The organism is Streptomyces silvae (genome assembly GCF_016745505.1).
GTDB classification, from domain to species: Bacteria; Actinomycetota; Actinomycetes; order Streptomycetales; family Streptomycetaceae; genus Streptomyces; species Streptomyces silvae.
Genome location: NZ_JAERUC010000184.1, coordinates 81710 through 96816, shown reverse-complemented (window position 1 = coordinate 96816; position 15107 = coordinate 81710). Strand labels below are relative to the sequence as shown.

13 protein-coding genes are annotated in these 15107 nt (G+C 73.4%); 3 read left to right on the top strand and 10 right to left on the bottom strand.

The window, feature by feature from the left end; all coding sequences use genetic code 11:
- Positions 1 to 31 precede the first annotated feature (31 nt).
- A complete protein-coding gene (locus tag JKV81_RS29500) occupies positions 32 to 1321 on the bottom strand; it encodes a cytochrome P450 (RefSeq protein ID WP_202078681.1) in 1290 nt (429 codons plus the stop codon).
- 190 nt (positions 1322 to 1511) lie between these two features.
- Here JKV81_RS29500 and JKV81_RS29495 point away from each other — a divergent pair, with 190 nt between their 5' ends.
- Positions 1512 to 2039, top strand: coding sequence for a tyrosinase family oxidase copper chaperone (locus JKV81_RS29495; RefSeq protein WP_202078679.1), 528 nt, complete (start codon positions 1512 to 1514; stop codon positions 2037 to 2039).
- A gap of 20 nt (positions 2040 to 2059) precedes the next feature.
- Positions 2060 to 2920: a tyrosinase family protein gene (locus JKV81_RS29490; protein WP_129260563.1), complete on the top strand. Its 861-nt coding sequence runs from the start codon at positions 2060 to 2062 to the stop codon at positions 2918 to 2920.
- 82 nt (positions 2921 to 3002) lie between these two features.
- Here JKV81_RS29490 and JKV81_RS29485 read toward each other — a convergent pair whose 3' ends face one another.
- The 9 genes from JKV81_RS29485 to JKV81_RS29445 form a co-directional block, all read right to left on the bottom strand.
- Positions 3003 to 3284 carry a chaplin gene (locus JKV81_RS29485; protein WP_099171400.1) on the bottom strand — a complete coding sequence of 94 codons (282 nt, stop codon included), beginning with the start codon at positions 3282 to 3284 and terminating at the stop codon, positions 3003 to 3005.
- Positions 3285 to 3394: 110 nt separating this feature from the next.
- A complete protein-coding gene (locus JKV81_RS29480) occupies positions 3395 to 4561 on the bottom strand; it encodes a GNAT family N-acetyltransferase (RefSeq protein ID WP_129260562.1) in 1167 nt (388 codons plus the stop codon).
- Positions 4558 to 5226 carry a YveK family protein gene (locus tag JKV81_RS29475; RefSeq protein ID WP_129260561.1) on the bottom strand — a complete coding sequence of 223 codons (669 nt, stop codon included), beginning with the start codon at positions 5224 to 5226 and terminating at the stop codon, positions 4558 to 4560. Before JKV81_RS29475 ends, JKV81_RS29480 begins: the two co-directional genes overlap by 4 nt.
- On the bottom strand, positions 5223 to 6389 hold the full coding sequence (locus JKV81_RS29470) for a glycosyltransferase (RefSeq protein WP_202078677.1): 1167 nt from the start codon (positions 6387 to 6389) through the stop codon (positions 5223 to 5225). The genes JKV81_RS29475 and JKV81_RS29470 overlap by 4 nt, the downstream gene beginning before the upstream one ends.
- Positions 6386 to 7156, bottom strand: a complete 771-nt coding sequence (locus tag JKV81_RS29465) for a polysaccharide deacetylase family protein (protein WP_129260559.1) — start codon at positions 7154 to 7156, stop codon at positions 6386 to 6388. The genes JKV81_RS29470 and JKV81_RS29465 overlap by 4 nt, the downstream gene beginning before the upstream one ends.
- Entirely contained in the window at positions 7146 to 8768 is a 1623-nt protein-coding gene (locus JKV81_RS29460; RefSeq protein ID WP_372444265.1) for a lipid II flippase MurJ, read from the bottom strand. Before JKV81_RS29460 ends, JKV81_RS29465 begins: the two co-directional genes overlap by 11 nt.
- Complete coding sequence (locus JKV81_RS29455; protein ID WP_202078675.1) at positions 8765 to 10126, bottom strand: O-antigen ligase family protein; 1362 nt, start codon at positions 10124 to 10126, stop codon at positions 8765 to 8767. The genes JKV81_RS29460 and JKV81_RS29455 overlap by 4 nt, the downstream gene beginning before the upstream one ends.
- A gap of 3 nt (positions 10127 to 10129) precedes the next feature.
- Positions 10130 to 11620 (bottom strand): sugar transferase, encoded by a 1491-nt coding sequence (locus JKV81_RS29450; protein WP_202078673.1) that lies wholly within the window; start codon positions 11618 to 11620, stop codon positions 10130 to 10132.
- A complete protein-coding gene (locus JKV81_RS29445; RefSeq protein WP_202078671.1) occupies positions 11617 to 12792 on the bottom strand; it encodes a glycosyltransferase family 4 protein in 1176 nt (391 codons plus the stop codon). Before JKV81_RS29445 ends, JKV81_RS29450 begins: the two co-directional genes overlap by 4 nt.
- Before the next feature lie 618 nt (positions 12793 to 13410).
- Between JKV81_RS29445 and pgm the strand changes: the two genes are divergently transcribed.
- On the top strand, positions 13411 to 15057 hold the full coding sequence (gene pgm / locus JKV81_RS29440) for a phosphoglucomutase (alpha-D-glucose-1,6-bisphosphate-dependent) (RefSeq protein ID WP_202078670.1): 1647 nt from the start codon (positions 13411 to 13413) through the stop codon (positions 15055 to 15057).
- The last annotated feature ends 50 nt before the right edge of the window (positions 15058 to 15107 follow it).

The following is a 15107-nucleotide window of genomic DNA, read 5'->3' as shown; positions in this document are numbered from 1 at the left end:
CGTGAATAGCCCATTCGCGACACGCGTCCGTTCATAGCGGACCGTTCGGGTGACACCGGTCGAAGGTGAAGGGAAGAGAGCCGACACGGTTGTCGAAATTCGAATCGACCAGACCGGGTTCTCCCGAAGCCCGGATATTCACCGGCCGGGTGAGCATTTCGCGGAAGAGCGCTTTCAGCTCCAGCTTCGCGAGATGCGCTCCCAGACAGTGGTGAGGGCCCCCGCCGCCGTATCCGAGATGCGGATTGGGCGACCGGGTGATGTCGAACGCCTCCGGGTCGTCGAACACCGAGGCGTCGCGGTTCGCGGACGCGTAGAGGAGCACGACCTTCTCCCCGGGCAGAAAGGTGCGGCCGCCGAGCTCGCACTCCGCCGCCACCGTCCGGCGGAACTGGATGATCGGCGTCGAGTGCCGCACGATCTCCTCCACCGCGCCGTCGGCGTAACGGTCGAAGTCGGACTCCAGGAGCGCCCGCTGCTCCGGATGCTCCGTCAGCAGCACCAGCCCGTGGGCGATCGCGTTCCGAGTGGTCTCCACACCGGCCACGAGCAGCAGCGAGAAGAACGCGCCGAGCTGACGCGAGGACAGCGCCTGTCCGCCGACGTCCGCGCGGACGAGTGCCGAGATCACGTCGTCCGCCGGGACGCGGCGGCGCTCACGGGCGATACCCGCCATCTCCAGCTGCATGCGGGCCAGCGAGCGCAGGCCGCGCCCCGGGATCCGCAGCCGGGCGCGGCCCCGCCGCTGGACCCCGACGTACTCCGAGGCGTGGTCGATACGGGCGGCGATCCGGGCCCGGTGGCGCGCGGGGATGCCCATCAGGTCGCAGATCACCTCGAACGGCATGCGGGAGGGCGCCGCGCGCATGAAGTCACCCGGCCCCGCGGCGGCGGCTTCGTCCACGAGCCGCCGGGCGACGGCGTCGATGTTCTCCTCGGCGGCCGCGAGCAGCCTCGGCGTGAACGCGCGCGAGATGGTCCTGCGCAGCCCCGCGTGCTCGGCGCCGTCCATGTTGACCATGGAGTTGCCGAAGACCGCCTTGGCCCAGGGCGCCGGTTCCGGAGTCGTGACACCCGGTGCGCTGGCGAAGAACTGCGGCTGCCGGCTCGCCGACTTCACGTCCGCGTGCCTCACCACCGCGTAGAAGGGCGTGCGTGAACCCGTACGAGGGGTGAAGAGGACCGGTGCGTCGAGCTCCCTCAGCCGGGCGAACGCGGACAGCCGTTCGTGCCGCGGCAGCCGCCAGAACGCCGGATCGGCCAGATCGGCACCGGCCGTTCCCCGCACGCGGACCGTGGACACCTGCGTCGGCGCGTTCATGCACCACCTCCGGGAGCTCGGACGGCCATGCTCACCCCGGCGGCCGCTCCACAGGGCCGACACGGCCGGGGAGCGCCACGGAATTACCACGGTCGCGTGATGTCCTGCGGATGAGAACCGTTCGCGCACCGCCTCGTTGCCCACTCGAGCGGGACCTCGCAGGAGCCCACGAGAGGGAGGTACACCCACCATGAACCCGACCGACGGTACGAAGGGGGAGCCGGCCGGCGCACCACGGCCGGCCCGCCGCGCGGTGCTGCGCACCGCCTTCACCGCAGCCGTGATCGCCGGGACCGGCGGCGCGCTCGCCCCGGTCCTCCTCGGGACCCAGGGGCCCGCGGGCGCGGACCGGGAGCGCGGCGCCGTGGGCCCCGAGCGCTTCTCCGAGCTGTACAAGGGCCGCGAGATCCGGGGCACGGTCACGACCACGGTGCCGGCCGGCGCACAGCCGTACGCCGCTGCACCGCCCGACGACGGCAAACAGCCGCACGCCGGTGCACAGCCGTACGCCGGTGAGGCCGGAGCCGCCGCAGCGGTGACCGGCACCGAGGTCAGCGTCGACGGGAGGCCGCTGCACGTGATGAGGCGCGCCGACGGGAGCTATCTCAGCACCGTCAACCACTACGAGTCCTTCCCCACCCTCCTCGAGACGGCCCGCGCGGCGGTCGACGAACTGGGCCCCGCGCAGCTGTCGGCCGCCTCCCCGCACACCATCTGAGCCCTTAAGGACGAGCACGCGTGTACAGCCGGAAGAACCAGCGCGACCTCACGCGCACCGAGAAGAAGCGTCTGGTCGACGCGATCCTGGAGCTGAAACGGTCGGGCCGCTACGACGACTTCGTCAGCCTGCACCGGCAGTACTACGTCACCGACGCCGAGAGCAGGCCACGGCCCGCCCATATGACGCCGTCCTTCTTCCCCTGGCACCGCAGATACCTGCTGGAGTTCGAGAAGGCGCTGCGCGCGGTCGATCCCCGCGTGTCGATCCCGTACTGGGACTGGACGCGTGACAACACGGCCAGCTCGTCCCTCTGGGCGGACGACTTCCTGGGCGGCAACGGCAGGCCGGGCGACCGGCAGGTCATGACCGGACCGTTCGCCTACCGGCAGGGCAACTGGCGTATCCGCGCCGGAGTCACCGACGACCCCTTCCTGCGGCGCAACTTCGGCAGGCCCTCCTCACCCGTCACCCTGCCCGCGGCGGCGGACGTGGAGCGTGCGCTGAAGGATCCGGTCTACGACACCGAGCCGTGGAACAGCGTCAGCACCACCGGCTTCCGGAACAGGATCGAGGGATGGGGCATCCGAGGGGGCCGCGGTGTGGCCAACCACAACCGGGTGCACCGCTGGATCGGCGGGTCGATGGCGGGCGCCGCGTCGCCCGACGACCCCGTCTTCTGGCTGCACCACGCCTTCATCGACCTGCTGTGGACCCGCTGGCAGAAGGCGCACCCCCGCTCCCGCTACCTGCCGGCCCGGGAGCTCCCCGCCGGTGATCCGCAGCGCGACCGGATCTTCCCGCTCGACCGGCCCATGCCGCCGTGGGACGTCGCGCCCTCGCAGCTCATGGACCACAGCCGGCTCTACCGGTACGTCTGAGCGGCGCCCCCGGAAGCGGGCCGGGCCCCCTCCCTCCGCTGCGGACGCGGAGGGAGAGGGCCCGGACGGTGCCTCGGGGGGATCAGTGGCCGTAGCCGTACTCGCCCTCGTCCTCGTGGCTGTCCGAAACGTTCGCGCAGGTGTTGCCGAACGCCGGGTTCAGCAGAGCGATCACGTTCACCGTGTTGCCGCACACGTTGACCGGGATGCTGACGGGCACCTGGACGGCGTTGCCCGAAATGACACCGGGGGAGTGGGCCGCGACGGCCTCCGCTCCGGAGTCGGCGGTAGCCATGCCGGCGCCGCCGGCGATCAGGGCACCGGTACCTGCCATGACGGCGGCCACCTTCGAGATACGCGACATCAGTTCTCCTTGAGGGGGTTGAAGCCGGCCGCGAGCGTGCGACCGGTATGCCCTGACAACGCGAAAGTCGACAGACGGTAACGGATCGCCGCAAAAGTCATCATCACGGCTCAACTCCGGCCGATCAGCGCGGCCCCGGCCGCGGGCAGCTCGCTCAGACGGCCGCGCCACTCCCGTGCCGCGGGAAGCCGGGACTTCACCGTGCCGGCCGCCCGCTCCCGGACGTTCACCTGTGTCTCGCGCAGCCGCAGCAGCGGCTCCAGCGAGGAACGGGCCAGCATCAGGCGCCGGTTGACGACCGGCACCGGGCCCCAGTGGCTCTTGTACTGCTCCGAGCCGCGCAGCAGACTCAGCACACCACGGTCCAGGCCGTCGGCCTCCCGCGCGATCTCGCGCAGCAGCATCGAGGAGACGTCCACCTTCGTCTCCCTGAGCCGGGGGTCGGCCCCGTAGAGGTACCCCCCGGTCAGCCGCGCCGACCGGAACGACACATCGGCGGCCACCACCTCGCCGTCGAGCAGGAACTCCCTGACCGAGGCCTCCCCGTCGCGCACCATCCGGCGGGCGGAGCGCACCAGATGCGCGCAGAACCGGGGCCGCAGGTGCTCGGGGTTGACGCCTCTGCCGAGCCACTGGAGCTCGTGGAGCCGCAGCAGGCTGCCGATCGCCCCCGCCACCCCGTGCACCGGCGCGGTACGGCACTCGATGCCCAGGGCGTCGACCCTGCGCAGCTTGGCCCGCGCCCGCTGGGCGCGCGAACCGGTCATCCGCCCGATGAGGGCGTCGATCGGCTCGGCGGGCAGCTCCATGCAGGTCGAGTCGGTGCGGCTGCTCCGGGCGCCGGACCACGCCTCGAACAGCAGGTGCGCCGAGGCGTCGGGCCTGACCTCCCGCAGGTCCACGACGGTGTGCGCCGCCGCGCGGTGGAGCCCGCGCTCCAGCGCGGTGACCGCCGCCGGGACGTCCTCGCCGTCCACCAGGATGTCGAAGTAGTCGGAGATCGCTCCGCCCATCGGCACCAGCAGAGGCATCGGGCGGTGCACGAGCATCAGCGGCGCCGCGCCGATCAGCCGTCCGTCCCTGCGCACCAGTACGACCCGGAGCCGGCCGGGAGTCCCGTAGGAGAGCCACCACGAGTGGAGCCACGCATGGCTCTGGAACGGCGTGGCGGTGGGACACCTGCGGTGCAGCGCGTTCCACTCCGGGGCGAGGTCCACGAAGTCCGGCAGGTCCCTGCAGAGGGTCACGGTGAGCCGTCCACGGTGGTCGATGTTCATCGCACGAGCTCCCGTTCGCCGGTGGTGCCGCCATGGGTGGGACCCGGAACCTGGGCCGTCACTCCCCGGCGTCCGGGCCGGGGGCGGACGAGCAGGATGAGTCCGCCGACCAGCCCGCCCGCGCTGGCGCCGACGGCCGTGCCGAGCGGCGCGGACGGGGAGACGGGATCGACGGGCGGTACGGCGTGGGAGAACTTCACCAGCTTCACACCGGTGTCCTTCGCGACGTGACCGCTGCTCACGACCACCGCCTCGGTCACCGCGTTGGCGATGTCCGCGGCACGCCCGCGCGACACGGACGTACCGGTGACCGCGATCATGGGCGAGTCCGGGGAGGTCTCGGACCGTACGTGGGCGCGGAGTTCACGTACGGGCTCCCCGGCGGCGCCCTTGGCGTAGGAGAGGGTGGCGTCGCTGGTGGCCAGGCGCCCGTACGACTGGGCGTACCCCAGGGCGGCGGCCGGATCGATGCCCTTGCCCGCGGTGACCATGGCGTAGCTGGTGGCCGCGTACTCGGGCTGGGCGAGCATGCCGTACGAGAATCCGCAGGCGGCCCCGAGCAGGACGCAGGCGGGCAGGGGCCACCAGGTGGGCCGTAGGGATGTGGGGCGGAGCCTGCGCAGCCGTCCGGGGACGGCCGGCTGCTGCTCGGGCGACTCGGTCATGGGAGTGCTCTCTCGGTCGGGGTGACGGTCGGGGTGGCTGTGGGGGTGTCGAGGGCCTGTGCGTAGACGTCCAGGAGGCGCCGGCTGCTGAGCCTGATGTCGTAGTGGTCGACCGCGGGAGGCGGCGGCAGCCTCCTGGCGCCGCCCTCCATCCGGTGCCGAAGCGCCGCCGTCAGCTCCTCCGTGGGATCGCCGGCACCGGAGGCGGAACCGATCCGGACGGCGCCCGGGGCCCGGTCCGCCGGGAGGTCCTCGATGGCCGGGCACGCCGCGTGCACCACGGGAAGCCCGGCCGCCAGGGCCTCGACGACGGCGAGACCGAAGGACTCCTCGCGGGACGCCGAGACGAACGTGTCGACGGCGCTGAGCACCGCCGGGATGTCCGGAGCGGCACCTTCCGGAGCCCCGCACTCGCCGAGGAACCTGACGCGGCCGGCGACACCGAGCCGGGCGGCGAGCGCGCGCAGCGCCCCGGCCTCCGGCCCGTCCCCGGCCAGGACCAGCCAGGCACCGGGGAGCGCGGCGACGGCACGGATCAGCAGGTCGAAACGTTTGCCGGGGACCAGCCTGCCCACACCGCCCACCACGAAGGCCGTGCCGGGAAGCCCCAGCGCGGCCCGGGTGGTCTGCCGTCGTGCGCTGTCGAAACGGAAGGCGGCCACATCCACCCCGTTGGGCACGGTGTGGATCCGCGCGGCCGGCACACCCCAGTCGCGGAGCCTGCCCGCGACGGTGTCGGAGACGGCGACCGTCGCAGCCCCCAGCCGCTCGGTGCGCAGATAGAGCTCCCGGGTGCCGCGGGTGAGCGGCCGCCCCTCGATCTCCGCGTGTCCCAGCGAGTGCTCCGTCGACACCACGGTCGTCCCGGCGAGGCGCGCCGCGATCCGGCCGTAGACGCAGGCCCGGTAGAGGTGCGTGTGCACCAGGTCGTAGGAGCCGCGGCGGATGAGACGGGCCAGCCGGGGCACCGCGCCGAGGTCCCGGTTGCTCCGCATCCCCAGATCCCGGACCCGGACACCGTCGGCGCGCAGCCCGTCCGCGACCGCCCCCGGGTTGGTGAGCGTCACGACGTCGCAGCGCACCGGGAGATGACGCAGCAGCAGACGCAGCTGCTGTTCGGCCCCGCCGACGCCGAGACCGGTGATGACGTGCAGTGCTCTCACCCCGCGTCACCCGGCCCCGTGGCGCCGGCGGAGCGGTTCCGCAGCCGGTGCCTGATCTCCTTGGCCCGGAGACGGGCACCCCGGTCGGCGTGGCTGACATGCGTACGGGGAAGGGCGAGCGGCCCCGCCAGGGGACCGGGGACGAGAGCGCACCCATAGGCGTACCCCGCCTCCCGGACGGACTCGACCACCCGCCGGTCGGCCGTGCCGTACGGGTAGCAGAAGCCGGACGGCGCCTCCCGGACGAGGCGGTGCAGCGCGTCCCGGCTGCCGTGCGTCTCCTCCCGGAGTTCCTCGTCGGACAGCGCCGTCAGATCCCGGTGGAGCATCCCGTGCGAGCCGACCTCCATCCCCGCCGCCGCGACCGTACGGATGCCCTCCTCGGTCAGCAGCGGTCTGCGCGGGCCGAGCGGGTCCCAGGCGTTGGTGCCGCCGGGCCTGCCGGGAAGGACGAACACCGTCGCGCTGCAGCCGTGGGCGAGCAGCACCGGGAGCGCCTCGTCGAGGAAGTCGGCGTACCCGTCGTCGAAGGTGAGCCCGACCAGCCCGCCCTTCCCGGCGGCCCGCGCCCGCAGCAGCGCGGCGACCCCCACGCCGGTCAGGCCCCGGCGGCGCAGCCAGGTCAGCTGCTCGTCCAGACGGTCGGCGGAGACGGTGATGCCGTACGGATCCTCCGTGGGATCGCTCACCGAGTGATAGGTCAGGATCCACGGCCGGGTCCGGAGGCGGGGCGTCCGGGCACGCGGTGCCGAGGTGTCAGCGGCCATGAGGGAACCTCCGTCGGATGAGTGCGGGCAGGTGGACGGCTTCGGGCATCCGGAGCACGAACCCGGCCAGAAGGAACGCCGCCGGTACGGCGAGACAGCCGGCCGCCAGACCGGGCAGCGGCCCGGGCACCAGGTCCGTGGCCAGCCGGCCGGCCGCAGCGGCGACGGCCGCGGCGGCGGCCGGCCGCACGAGGGAGAGGGCCACGGCCCCGGTCCGTACGGCGACCGCCCGCCTGCCCAGGCCGAGGAGCATCAGCAGGGCGGCCGTGCTGATACCGACGGCATTGGCGGCCGCGATGCCGTTCACGCCGAACGGACCGGTCAGCAGCGCGCCGGCCGCAGTGGTGACCAGGAGGCCTGCGCCCATCGCGCCGAGCGGGTACCAGGTGGGCCGTCCGGCCGAGAAGAACGGCCGGCACAGGGCGCCGACCAGGGTGTGGCCGAGCAGACCGAGCGCGTAGACCCGCATGACCCCGGCGGTGGCGGCGGTGTCCGCCGCGTCGAACGCGCCACGCTGGAAGAGGACTTCGACGATCCGGGGAGCACAGCCGAGCACCATCGCCGTACCCAGCAGCACCACGGTCCCGGCCAGGGCGAGATCGCGCTCGACCCGCCGCCGGGCGCCCTCCCGGTCACCGGCGGCCATGGCCCGCGCGACCACGGGGAACGTCACCGTGCAGATCATCATGGACAGCACCATCGGCAGCTGCGCGACCTTCTGCGCGTAGTTGAGATGGGAGATGGCGCCGTCCGGCAGGGACGAGGCGAGGAACCGCTCGACGAAGACCTGCGACTGACGGCTCACCACGAACAGGACGACCGGCGCCAGGACCGTCGCCCCGAGAAGGGCGGAACCGGAACCCCGCTCCCGGACGGCCGGCTTCCCCCGCCGCCCCGGCACCAGCCGTACGAACGCGGGCAGCAGCGTCAGGATCATCAGCAGGCTGCCGACGGCGACCCCGGCGGCCGCGGCCCGCACCCCCCAGACGGAGTGCAGTGCCAGCGTCATCCCGATGATGCCGATGTTGTACGCGATGTAGACACCCGCCGGGCCCAGGAACCGGCCGTGGGCCCGCAACGCCGCGCTGAAGTACCCCGTGATGCCGAAGGTGAGGACCGTGACGGCCGTGAGCCGGGTGCAGTCCACCGCGAGCCGGGGATCGTCCAGCCCGGGCGCCAGGACGCCGACGGCCCAGGGGGCGCCCCAGATCAGCAGCCCTCCCGCGCAGGCCAGCGCGGCGAACAGCCGGGGCAGGGTGTCGGCGATCAGGACGCGGACCGGGTCCTGTGTGTGGCCCCCGGCGGCCCGCCGGGTCAGCGCCAGGCTGAACGCGGGCACGAGCAGCAGCGCCATGCCGTCCTCGATGAGCAGCGTGGCCGCCATCTCCGGCACGGTCCAGGCGATCAGGAACGCGTCGCTGGCGTGGCTGGCGCCGAAGAGCCGGGCGACGGCCTGGTCCCGTACGAGTCCCAGCAGGGCGGCGACCACGGTGAGACCGGCGGCGCCGCCCGCCGCCCGGGCGAGGAAACGCCCTGGACGTACCGGAGCATCATGCGTGGATGGTCCGGGGGCCGGTGCCTCCGCGGCCGGATCGGTGGCGGTGCTGCTCACGCGGCGGTCGCCCCCTCGGGTTCGGCCAGCGCCCACCACGCGGCGAGGCCGAGCACGATCCCGGTCAGGACGGTGGAGGGCCCCCCGATGTCCGCGTACAGGAAGTCGACGGTCTGCCAGGTCATCAGCCCGACGGCGACGAGACCGCAGTCGACGGCCGCGGACCCCCGGGCCCGCGCGAGCACCAGCCTCCGCACCCCGCCGACCAGCAGCGCCGCCCAGGAGCCCACCAGCGCGGTGAAGCCGATGAGCCCCTGTTCGCTGAGCACCAGCAGATACATGTTGTGGGGGGAGAGCAGCGGCTGCTTACGGAACTCCTGACCGACCCCCGCCGTGTCGCTCCCCGAGGAGAGACCGATCGAGGCGTGCCCGTCCCGGTGCGCCGGGAAGCCCTTGAGGCCGACACCCGCCGCCGGGTGCTCGCGCCACATGCCCTCCGCCGCGGCCCACATGGTGTAGCGGTCGTTGACCGAGCGGTCGGGCGCGCTGGTCACCTCGGTGATGCTGGTGAGCCGTTGCGAGATCATCTCGGACCCGACGCCGAAACCGCCCACCAGGACCACCCCGGCCGCGCCCAGCACCGCCACGGCGCGGACGGCCTGCCGGAGCCCGGTGAGCGCGATCACGGCGAGGGCCCCCGCCGCCGTCGCGATCCACGCCCCCCGGCTGAAGGACAGCGTGAGCGGGACGAGCAGCAGCGCCGCGGTCACGGCGGCCCACGGCTTCAGCGGGCGGGGCGTGCCGGCGGGGGCGCGGAGTGCGTACGCGGCGGCCGCCACCACCCCGTAGCCGACGACCGTCGCCATCCCCATCACGTCGCCGGGGCCGAACGTCCCGACCGCGCGGATGGTCTCGCCCATGTACGAGGCGCCGGTGCCGGTGACGTACTGGTGGACCCCCACGGCCCCCTGGACGGCCGCCAGCAGGACGAGCGCGCCCATGACGACCCGGAACCCCGAGGCGTCCCTGACCAGCAGAAGGACGGCGGCCGGCACGAGGACGAAGATCTGCAGATACCGCACGAACCCCGGCAGGGCCGCCACCGGGTCCGCCGCGGTGACCGTGGCCAGGGCGAGCCCCACGGCCGGAAGCCCCAGCACGAGCGCGGCGGCCGGTGAGAGCGGACGCCGCCGCAGGAACAGCAGCACGCCCACGCAGACGAGGACCGCCGCACCCGAGACGAGATCGGCCGCCGGCACGCCGGCCAGGGCCCCGGCCTCACCGTCGCCGGACGGGACGGCCACGAGCAGGACCGTCGCGAGCAACGGCAGCAACGGCCGCAGGCCGCCCCACCCGTGAGGGGGCGCCTGCTCCTCGACGGCCGGTACGGCCGGGGCCGCGGTAACGGTGAGTGTCACGGTTCAGCTGCCTCCGAGCCGGAACACCGAGCCGGCCGTGCGCGCCAGCACGCACAGGTCCTGCCAGAGCGACCACGTCTCGATGTACCGGTTGTCGAAGCGGGCCCGGTCCTCGATCGAGGTGTCGCCGCGCAGACCGTGCACCTGGGCGAGCCCGGTGATGCCGACGGGCATCCGGTGGCGGGACCGGTAGCCGGGATGCATCCGGCTGAACTGCTGGACGAAGTAGGGGCGTTCGGGGCGTGGCCCGACCAGGCTCATGTCGCCGCGCACGACGTTCCACAGCTGCGGCAGCTCGTCGAGCGAGGTCCTGCGCAGCGTCCTGCCCACGCGGCTCATGCGCCGGTCCTCCGACACGTTCCACCGGGTGGCCGACTCGTGCGCGTCGGCCGGGCGCAGGGTGCGGAACTTCAGCAGGACGAACGGCCGCCCGTGCCTTCCGATCCGCTCCTGACGGAAGATGACGCCCGGGCCGTCGCACACCCGCACGGCGAGCGCGCAGGCGGCCATCACGGGGGACGCCGCGAGCAGGGCGGCCGTGGCGAGGACGGCGTCCATGACCCGTTTCACCCGGTGTGCCACGGGGTGGTGGGGCCCGGCGTGCAGCGCGTGGGCGGCGAAGCCCCACACATGGTCCGGGCGGGGCGCGGTCCGGTACCGCGCCACCGCTCCCTGATCGGTGATCAGCCACACCCGGCAGCCGTGCCGCGCGAAGAGGGCGAAGAGCTCCGCCCCGTCGGGCACGGCCTCGGGAGGCACCGTGAAGACCGCGTGCCGCACCGAGTTCTGCACGACCGCCCGGGCGGCGTCCTGCACCGACGCCAGGACGGGCAGCGGCGCCTCGCCCGCCGGCGCCTCCGCCGTCTCGTCGGTGTCGGCGCCGGAGCCCCCCACCCGGCCGACCGGCCGCATCCCGTACCGCGTGTGCTCCTGCAGCACGGTGACGACGCGGTCCGCGAGCGGGCCGTCGCCCACCACCAGGGTGGACCGCGGATGACGCGCGGCCGACCACAGCCGGTACCGGTGGACGACGGCGCGCGCCCCGCAGCTCACCAGGATCTGGAGACCGGCCGCGCAGCCGAGCGCCGCCCACGCGGCGGTGTGGCGCGGGTCGTACGCGGACACCGCCTCGGCGACGACGTACCACTGCACCGCGGCCAGCCCGGCCAGCGCCGGGAGTTCCGCCAGCGCGGAGGGGGAGAACCCGGCCCGGTAGAGGCCCCGGTAGGCGTTCAGGAGCAGCTGGACGGCGGCCTGCAGCAGCGCCACGGCCGGGGGCCACGGTCCTGGTGCGACCAGGGCCACGGCCAGGCCGAGCGCCAGCGCGTCGCCGGCCATGAGCGCGACCGGGGCCCGGTGGCGACCGAGTCCTCCGGCGGTCCGTGGGGCCGGAGCGCCGTCCCTGCCGCTGCGCGGCGGGCGGATCGTCGGTGCCGCACGCCGTACGGCGGTCGCCTGGGCGGCTCGGGGGGCAGGTGCACTCTCCGTCGTCATCGCTCGGTGCGCTTCCTCGTCTCGGGGCGGGACTGGCCGACAAGTTCCTCGTACAGGCGCAGGACCGCACCGGCGGTCCTCGTGACGTCGAAGACCGCCCGGGTACGGCTCTGTCCCGTGCGGCCCAGCTCCGTACGCAGCGCCGGATCGCCCAGCAGCGTGGTGAGCGCCGCCGCGAGCGCCGCGGGGTCCTCGGGCGGCACCAGGCAGTGGGGCAGATGGCCGGGCGGCAGGCTCTCCCTGGCCCCGTCGACATCGGTCAGCAGGACCGGGGTGCCGCAGGCCATCGCCTCGAGGGGGGCCAGCGCCATCCCCTCCCAGCGCGAAGGGAGGACCAGCAGGTCCGCCGCGTGGATCCAGGGCCGCACATCGGTGCTCGCCCCCGTGAACAGCACGCCGGGCGGCGCGGTGCGCCGCAGCTCCTCCCCGTACGGCCCCTCGCCGACCAGCACCAGCCGCGCACCGCCCGTCGCCGCCGCCCGCCAGGCCCGCAGCAGGACGTCCTGGCCCTTCTGCCGGCTCAGGCGCCCGACGCACACGACGAGCGGCACTTCGGGAGGGACCCCGGCGAGCGGAGCGAGCGAGGCACGGGCCGCCACGGCGGCGTCCGCGCCGGGCGGCCGGAAACGGCCCAGGTCGATGCCGTTGTGGATGACCGACCAGCGGGCCGTGATGCCCGCGCGCTGCCCGGCCTGGCGCTCGGACTCGCTGACGCAGAGGATCCGGTCGCTCCACCGCGCCCCGAACCGCTCCCAGGCGGTGGCCAGTCCGGCGGCCCGGCCCTCCAGGGCCTCGAACGACCAGGCGTGCGGCTGGAACACCGTCGGAACCCGGCCGCGTACGGCCAGCCGTCCGGCGAGCCCCGCCTTGGCACTGTGGGCATGCACCACGTCGGGAGCGCACGTACGGATCAGGCGGCGCGCCGCGAGCACCTCCCGGCCGAGCCGGGGGCCGGGGGCGCGCTCCGCCGGCCAGGGCCACACCCGGGCCCCCGCCGTGGACGCCCCGGCTGCCAGCGGCCCGTCCGGAGGGCAGGCCACGACGGGCCGCAGCCCCGCCCGTACCTGCGCCGCGACGAGGTCGGTCACGACCCGTGCGACTCCGCCCTCCACGGGCTGGACCAGGTGAAGGACCGTCAGTCGGCTTTCGTCGGTGCAACTCTTCTGCAGCACGCACGACTCTCTTTCACATGCCCCCGAAGAGCCGGTTCGGGTAAACACCGGCGGCAAGGAATATGGCGGAGGAGATCAAGTGGGTAAAACCGAACTGCACTGTCGCAGACCACGCGTGGGAAAACACGTATGACTCGCGCTCGTGTCTTCTCGATTACCTCCGGCCAGGCCGCCGACCACCGGTTCCTCGAATTCCGCGGCGTGTCAGACGGCTATGACGGTCCCTGTCCGGCGCAATGCCGCATGATGTCCGTGGCGTGCGCCTCTGCTCGTATACGAAGGGCGTATCGCGAGGCCCGGAGACGTCCGGCGTTAATGTGCCGCAATTTCCGTCCGGTTGAGTGCGGAAATTCTGATCGCCCATGTTCCGTCCGGGCGGGCCGGCATTCCTCGCGGCCTCACCCGGTTCTTCTCCGGCTCCGGATGCTTCTCGCCAGGCTTTCCGTGCGAACCGGCCGACCATGCCGGATCGGTCCCGGGATCCACCGTCTGCCGGATGTACTGCTGGTCCGGCCGTGTACCCGGAAGCGGGCCGAAGAGGCAGTATCGGGTACAACTCGTGATGATCGTCCGCCCGGTGGCGGTCCGCGAACGGCCGATGAGGACAGAGGAGAAGCGATGGTTCACGAACGGGCCGGTCAGCCGGCGCAGCCCGGAGACCTGGTGGACGTGGCACGGCTGGTGACGGCCTATTACACCGTCCACCCGGACCCGGCCGAGCCCGGCCAGCGTGTGGCCTTCGGAACCTCGGGGCACCGCGGATCGGCGCTCGCGGCTGCGTTCAACGAGGACCACATCGCCGCCACCACCCAGGCCATCTGCGACTACCGGGAGCGGCAGGGCACCGACGGGCCGGTGTTCCTCGGGGCCGACACCCACGCGTTGTCCGAACCCGCCCGGATCACGGCCGTGGAGGTGCTGGCCGCCAACGGTGCCACCGTCCTGATCGACAGCGACGACGGCTACACGCCCACCCCCGCCGTCTCGCACGCGATCCTGACGTACAACCGGGACCGTACGGGCGGCCTCGCGGACGGCATCGTCGTCACGCCCTCGCACAACCCGCCCGCCGACGGGGGATTCAAGTACAACCCCCCGCACGGCGGGCCGGCCGGATCGGACGCCACCTCCTGGATCCAGGACCGGGCCAACGCCCTGATCGAGGGAGGGCTGAAGGAGGTCCGCCGGATCCCCTACGCCCGGGCACTCGCCGCCGACACCACCGGACGCCACGACTTCCTGACCGCCTACGTCGACGACCTCCCGGCCGTCCTCGACCTGGACGCCGTACGTGACGCGGGGATCCGGATCGGCGCCGACCCCCTCGGCGGGGCCTCGGTCGCGTACTGGGGGCGGATCGCCGAGCGCCACCGGCTCGATCTCACCGTGGTCAACCCGCTCGCCGATCCCACCTGGCGCTTCATGACGCTGGACTGGGACGGGAAGATCCGGATGGACTGCTCCTCGCCGCACGCCATGGCCTCGCTCATCGAGCAGCGTGACGCGTACACCATCGCCACCGGCAACGACGCGGACGCCGACCGGCACGGCATCGTCACGCCGGACGGCGGGCTGATGAACCCCAACCACTACCTGGCGGTGGCCATCCGCTACCTCTACTCCCACCGCGAGAACTGGCCGGCCGGCACCGGCATCGGCAAGACCCTCGTCTCCTCCTCCATGATCGACCGCGTCGCCTCCGACCTCGGACGGCAGCTGGTCGAGGTCCCCGTGGGCTTCAAGTGGTTCGTGGACGGGCTGTTCGGCGGCACCCTGGGATTCGGCGGTGAGGAGTCCGCCGGAGCGTCCTTCCTGCGCCGCGACGGCCGGGTGTGGACCACCGACAAGGACGGCATCCTGCTCGCCCTGCTCGCGTCGGAGATCACCGCCGTCACCGGCTCCACCCCCTCCCAGCACTACGGCGAACTCACCGCCCGGTTCGGCGACCCGGCCTACGCGCGGATCGACGCCCCCGCGAGCCGCGAGCAGAAGGCGGTGCTGGCCAGGCTCTCGCCGGAGCAGGTCACCGCGGACACCCTGGCCGGGGAACCGATCACCGCCGTTCTCACCGAGGCTCCCGGCAACGGCACGGCCATCGCCGGGCTCAAGGTCTGCACCGACAGCGCGTGGTTCGCGGCCCGCCCGTCCGGCACGGAGGACGTCTACAAGGTGTACGCGGAGAGCTTCCAGGGGGCCGAACACCTGGCCAGGGTCCAGGACGAGGCCCGCGCCCTGGTCTCCGACGCACTGGGTGCCACGGGCTGACCGGCCGGGCGGGCGCCCCCCGGCAACCGGGCGCCCGCCCCCGTACGCAC